The 5,795-nt window shown below is 73.5% G+C and carries 5 protein-coding genes; 3 read left to right on the forward strand and 2 right to left on the reverse strand.

Features of this window, described 5'->3' with window-relative positions; translation table 11 throughout:
* The first annotated feature begins 210 nt into the window (after positions 1-210).
* Complete coding sequence (locus V9U70_RS01700; protein WP_419723911.1) at positions 211-1,446, forward strand: IS30 family transposase; 1,236 nt, start codon at positions 211-213, stop codon at positions 1,444-1,446.
* Positions 1,447-1,512: 66 nt separating this feature from the next.
* On the opposite strand, the gene V9U70_RS01705 is transcribed toward V9U70_RS01700, so the two are convergent.
* Complete coding sequence (locus V9U70_RS01705) at positions 1,513-1,887, reverse strand: SsgA family sporulation/cell division regulator (protein WP_419723916.1); 375 nt, start codon at positions 1,885-1,887, stop codon at positions 1,513-1,515.
* Positions 1,888-2,292: 405 nt separating this feature from the next.
* On the opposite strand from V9U70_RS01705, the gene V9U70_RS01710 reads away from it, so the two are divergent.
* Both V9U70_RS01710 and V9U70_RS01715 read left to right on the forward strand, forming a co-directional pair.
* Positions 2,293-3,456 carry a serine hydrolase domain-containing protein gene (locus tag V9U70_RS01710; protein ID WP_336672614.1) on the forward strand — a complete coding sequence of 388 codons (1,164 nt, stop codon included), beginning with the start codon at positions 2,293-2,295 and terminating at the stop codon, positions 3,454-3,456.
* Positions 3,453-4,238, forward strand: coding sequence for an SDR family NAD(P)-dependent oxidoreductase (locus tag V9U70_RS01715; protein WP_336672612.1), 786 nt, complete (start codon positions 3,453-3,455; stop codon positions 4,236-4,238). The genes V9U70_RS01710 and V9U70_RS01715 overlap by 4 nt, the downstream gene beginning before the upstream one ends.
* Positions 4,239-4,412: 174 nt before the next feature.
* On the opposite strand, the gene V9U70_RS01720 is transcribed toward V9U70_RS01715, so the two are convergent.
* The gene (locus tag V9U70_RS01720) at positions 4,413-5,522 is read right to left on the reverse strand and encodes a hypothetical protein (RefSeq protein ID WP_336672613.1); all 1,110 of its coding nucleotides are present in this window, start codon (positions 5,520-5,522) and stop codon (positions 4,413-4,415) included.
* Between the last annotated feature and the right edge of the window lie 273 nt (positions 5,523-5,795).

Consider the following 5,795-nt stretch of genomic DNA (forward strand, 5'->3'; position numbering starts at 1 on the left):
CTTGGGTTCTAACGGTCCTCGCAACACCCGCGATCTGTGGGAGTTGCGAGGACCGTGGTCGTTGGACGCGATGACCTTGTGGGGTTGAGGGAGCGTTTCCTTGCGCGGCTTGATGCCGTGGAGAACGTGACCGTGGTGGCGCGGGAGCTGGGGGTGAACCGGAATACTGCCTTCGGCTGGGCCCGGAAGGCCGGACGGAGCTCGGTGCGTCTGCCGCGCCGGCATTCCGGGCGGGACGAGTACGAGCGGCTTCGGGTCGCCGGTGTCGCACGCCGTGTGGCGGCCCGGCAGGTCGGTGTGAACGAGCGCACGGCCAAGGACTGGGACTGGGGCGTCAAGAAGACCGGCACCACGCGCACCTATCCGGACGGGCGCCGTGTCGACTACACCACCGGGACCGTCACGATGGGCGGTGTGACCACGGCACCGGTGGGCCTGACGGCCCTGGACAAGCAGCTCAACCCGCGTTTCCTGACGCTCGCCGAGCGCGAGAAGATCCGCGATCTCCGCGCGGTGGGGCAGTCGCTGCGGGCGATCGGACGTGCCCTGGGACGGCCGGCGAGCACGGTCAAGCGGGAGATCGACGCGAACGCGGGCAGCGAGGGCTACCAGCCCTACGCCGCCCACCGCGCGGCCGCCGCACGCAGGCCCCGGCCCAAGGACCGCAAACTGCTGCGCGAGGGCCGGCTGCGCCGCTTCGTCCAGGACGGACTGCGCACGCGGTGGTCACCGGAGCAGATCTGCCACGCTCTGACGACGGAGCATCCCGACGACGAGAGCATGCGGGTGAGTGTGGAAACGGTCTACCAGGCGCTGTACTTCCAGGCCCGAGGCGGCCTGAAACGGGAAGTGCAGGCCGCCATCCGTTCCGGCCGGACCCGCCGCAAGCCACGCCGGGATCCCGAGCGGCGCACGCCCCGGTTCATCGACCCGATGGTGATGATCAGCGACCGCCCCGCCGACGTCGAGGACCGGGCGGTGCCCGGTCACTGGGAAGGTGACCTGATCATCGGCGCGGGCGGCCGTTCCGCGATCGCCACCCTGGTCGAGCGCTCCACCCGCTACACGATGCTGGTCCACCTGCCCGGCGGCGCCCATGACGCCGAGACCGTCCGCGACGGTCTCGTCCGCACCGTCCAGACGCTGCCCGCCCACCTGCGTGGCTCCCTCACCTGGGACCAGGGCAGCGAGATGGCACGCCACAAACAGTTCAGCATGGCCACCGGAATGCCCGTCTACTTCTGCGATCCCGCCTCGCCCTGGCAGCGCGGCTCGAACGAGAACACCAACGGGCTGCTGCGGCAGTACTTCCCCAAGGGCACCGATCTGAGCGTCCACAGCCCCGAAGACCTCGAACACGTCGCCCAGGAACTCAACGGCCGCCCACGCAAGACGCTCGGCTGGGCAAACCCAGCCGAGCGTCTACGTGATCTACTCACCACCTAAACCCAGTGGTGTTGCGACGACCCCTGGAACCCAAGGCGCACGGGGGCCCTCCTCGTGCTCCCGACGTCAGCCGTGGGCGGGCTGGGCGCCGGAGGGCGTCTGCGGGGGCGCGGCCGGCGCCTCCGTCCGGATGCGGCCGAGGAAGCGGATCAGCGTCGTGATCTCGAACTGGAACACCTCGACCCCGTCCGTCGCGTGCAGTTCCACGATCAGCTGCGTCCGCCCGCAGGGCCAGACCCGGACCGCTCCGCGCTCGATCGGCGTGCGCAGGCCCCGCTCCAGGAGATCGCGGCCGAGTGCCCAGTCGACGCCGCCGGGCAGGGTGATGTGGACCGTACGGGGTTCGGCGGCGTCGTAGCGCAGGCCGACGGGGACGGGGCGGGTCAGCGGGCCGTCGGTGATGAGCCGGGCGCGGGCGTGCTCTTCGATCACGGGGGACATGGACCGGCTCCTCCTCGGACGCGGGGCCTCTTCGCGGGCTTTCGCGCAGGGCCGCTGCGTGGACTCGTGTGCGGGGCCCCGCGCGGACACGCACGCAGCCCCTCCGTGGGATGTCGTCAAACTCCCTCTGTGGGACTTTGCCCATTAATGTCCCATAATTCACCTCGATGGCGCGTCGGATGGGCGGCCATTCGGTGACGGTGCGCCCGGGGCGAGGGGCCGGTCGGTGAAGCGGAGCCTGCCCACTATTGACGGGTCCATGGCTTCATTCGCGTGATCGCCCGCGCCGTGGCGGCACGACCGCCTCTCCGGCGGCGAACAGGGAGACCCGGTCCCCGCGCCCCCCACGGGGGCGTGCACCATGGGGGGATGAGCGGGAGCGCGGGAGCAGGCGCGGGAACGGACGTGGACGTGCGGGGGACGGTGGCGCCCGGTTTCGAACCGGTCGCGGACGCGTTCGTCCGGAACTTCGAACAGCGCGGGGAGCGGGGTGCGGCGGTCGCCGTCTACCGGCACGGGCGCAAGGTCGTGGACCTGTGGGCCGGGACGAGAGACGTGGACGGGGCCGAGCCCTGGGCCGTCGACACCGTGCAGATCGTCCGCTCTGCTGGCAAGGGCATCGCCGCCGCCGTGCCGCTGCTGCTCCACCAGCGCGGCCAGGTCGACCTGGACGCCCCGGTCTCCACCTACTGGCCGGAGTTCAAGGCGAACGGCAAGGAACGCGTCCTGGTCCGCGACCTCCTCGCCCACCGCGCCGGGGTGCCCGCCCTGGACCGGCCCCTCACCCCCGCCGAGGCCGCCGACGGGACCTCCGGGCCCGCCGCCGTCGCCGCGCAGAGCCCGCAGTGGCAGCCGGGGACCGACCACGGCTACCACGCCCAGACCTACAGCTGGCTCATCGGCGAACTGGTCCGTCGCGCCACCGGCCGCACCATCGGCCGCTGGATCGCCGAGGAGATCGCCCGCCCGCTCGGCCTCGACTTCTGGTTCGGGCTCCCCGCCGACGAGGCCCACCGCATCGGCCGCGTCGGCCCGGTGGAGCCCCCGGCGGCCGCGACGCCCGGCGGCACGCTGCGCGTACGCCCCAAGCGCTCCGTCGTCGAGGCCTACCGCGACCCGGACTCCCTCACCCGGCGGGCGTTCGGCGCGATCGACCCGCTGCCCGACGAGAACGACGCCGGCTACCGTACGGCCGAACTCCCCGCCTCCAACGGCATCGCGACCGCCCGGGGGCTGGCCCGCTGCTACGCGGCCATGATCGGCCCGGTCGACGGCCACCGCCTGTTCGCGCCCGCCACTCTCACCCTGGCCCGCACCGAGGAGTCGGCGGGCCCGGACCGGGTCCTGGTCGTCAGCACCCGCTTCGGCCTCGGCTACATGCTGCACGGCCCGGCCGCCCCGCTGCTGGGCCCCGGCTCCTTCGGCCACCCCGGACGCGGCGGCTCCCTCGGTTTCGCCGACCCCGAATCCGGCATCGCCCTCGGCTACGTGACGAACGGCCTCCAGAAGGGAGTCACCGCCGACCCCCGGGCCCAGGCCCTGGTCCGGGCAGTACGGTCGGCGCTATGACACCTGCGCGCTTCGATGGTTACAGCGTTCTGATCACCGCCGCCGGCCGGGGCATCGGCGCGGCGACGGCCCACCGGATGGCGGCGGAGGGCGCCCGCGTCCTCGTCACCGACCTGGACGCCGAGCGCGCCGACCGCACGGCGGCGGCGATCCGTGAGGCGGGCGGCGTCGCCGAGTCCCTGGCCTGCGACGTGGCCGACCGGACGGCGGTCGAGGCCGCCGTCGCCCACGCGGTCACCGCCTTCGGCCGCCTCGACGTCCTGGTCAACAACGCCTACGCGGCGGGCGAGGACGCCCCGCTCTTCGAGGACGAGACGGACGAGGTCTGGGAACGCGACCTGGACATCACCCTCTCCGGCCCCTTCCGCTGCGCCCGCGCCGCACTCCCGCACCTGGTCGCCTCCGGCCGGGGCGCGATCGTCACCATCGGCTCGGTCAACGGCGAACAGGACTTCGGGGGCCACGCGTACAGCGCCGCCAAGGCGGGTCTGACCAGCCTGACCCGGACCCTGGCGGGCCACGCGGGACCGCGCGGGGTCCGCGTCAACCTGGTCGCCCCCGGCACCGTCCGCACCGACGCCTGGTCGGGCCGCGACGCCGAACTGGAGCGCGCCGCCGCCCTCTACCCGCTCGGCCGGGTCGGCGCCCCCGAGGACATCGCCTCCGCCGTCGCCTTCCTCGCCTCGTCCGACGCGTCCTGGATCACCGGGACGACGCTGCGTGTGGACGGTGGAATCCTCGCGGTGAACACCGGGTTCCGGCAGGCGATGGCGCAGCCGTGACCCCGTGGCCCGACGGCCTGCGCGCGACCTGCCCCGTGCGGGCGGGCGTGCAGGCCCGCCCCTCCTGAGCCCCGGCCGGCGAGGCCGCCGTGCACCTGTAGCCGACGCCCGACTTCCGCCCGGCGGGGCTGAGGAGGACGGCGGGGCCGTGGCGGAGCCGACGCTCCGAGCCGGTCAGGCGGCGGTCGCGAGGCCCGGGGCCCGGCAGTCGCGGCAGTGGCCTGGGTCGGGGGAGCGGAAGGCGCGTTCGCAGCCGTCGCAGGTTTGGAAGGGGGCGGGGGCCGGGGCGGCGGGGGCGTGGGGGAGCGGTGGGGGGAGGAGGGCGGTGAGGCGGTGTCTGAGGAGTTTCGCGGGGTGTTTGAGGGGGTGGGGCGGGTCGTTGGTGAGGGTGTGGCGGATGGCGTCGGGGTGGGCGGTGCGTTCGAGCCAGGCGGCGACGCCGGGGGTGAGGTCGTGGATGTCGTTCTCCGAGAGGGTGAATTGGGGGGCGTGGCGGCGTAGGTCGGTGAGGAGTGCGGTGGCGGCGCGGTGCAGTTGGGGGGTGAGTTCGGTGGGTCGGGGGAGTGGCCGGGGCGGGGGCTTCGGTGCGGTCGGCGGCGGCACGAGCGGTACGAAGCGGGCGGCGGGCAGCGGGTGGGCCGGTCGGCCGGGGAGCTCCGGCCCGGGGCCGGGTGCTTCCCCCGCGGGGCCGGGCGCTTCGCCTGCGGGGGCGAAGGCGGGGGCAGCCGGCGGAAGATGAGCGCTGGGGCCGGGTGCCTCCCCCGTGCTGCCGGGTGCCTCGCTTGCGCCCTCGGCCGCCTCCCAGGTGGGTGCGGGTGCTTCCGGTGCGGGTGCGGGCGGTGCGGGGAGGGGCGCGGGCGCCGGGACCGAGGAGGTGGCCGGAGAGCGCCGTGTGGGCTGCGGGCAGGGGTGCGGCAGGGCCAGGGGCTGGTTGCAGAAGGCGGTGCGGGTGACGATGCGGCCGCACGGCAGGCGGACACGGGCCCGTTGCAGGTAGCCGTGGGCCTCCAGCTCGTGGAGGGCGGCGGCGATGCGCTTCTCGCCTTCGCGGCAGCGGGCGGCGAGGGCTTTGATGCCGACTTCGGTCCCTGGTGGCAGGGACTGGATGCGTACGGCGATGCCCACGGCGGTGCAGCTGAGGTCGGGGTGCTGGGCGAGGTGGTTGCCGACGACGGTGAAGCGGGTGGTGTGCGGGATGACGACGTGGATCACGCCGGACCTCGGGTGAGGCCCGGGAACCTCTGCCAGGGCGCGCGTGAGCGCAGTATTCTGCTGGGTAGCCATAGGGAAGCTCCGAACTTCCTTGGTGGTCAGGCCCTCGATCGGGATTGCAGTCCCGGCCGGGGGCCGACGTACGTCTGATGTGTGGTGGCGTGAGCATATGCCTGCCAACCGGTACGAAATCCAGTCGAGTTGGCAAAACTCACCCGTGCGGGTGATGCGCCCCTCGGGACCCGTCAGGTACACGCCGGGTGGGGTGGGGTGGGGTCATTTCCCTGGTTCTTTGAGTAGGTGATGTCGCGCGCCACCGGGACGCGGTTTCGCGCGATCCGGTCG

The organism is Streptomyces pratensis, from assembly GCF_037137275.1.
GTDB classification, from domain to species: domain Bacteria; phylum Actinomycetota; class Actinomycetes; order Streptomycetales; family Streptomycetaceae; genus Streptomyces; species Streptomyces pratensis_B.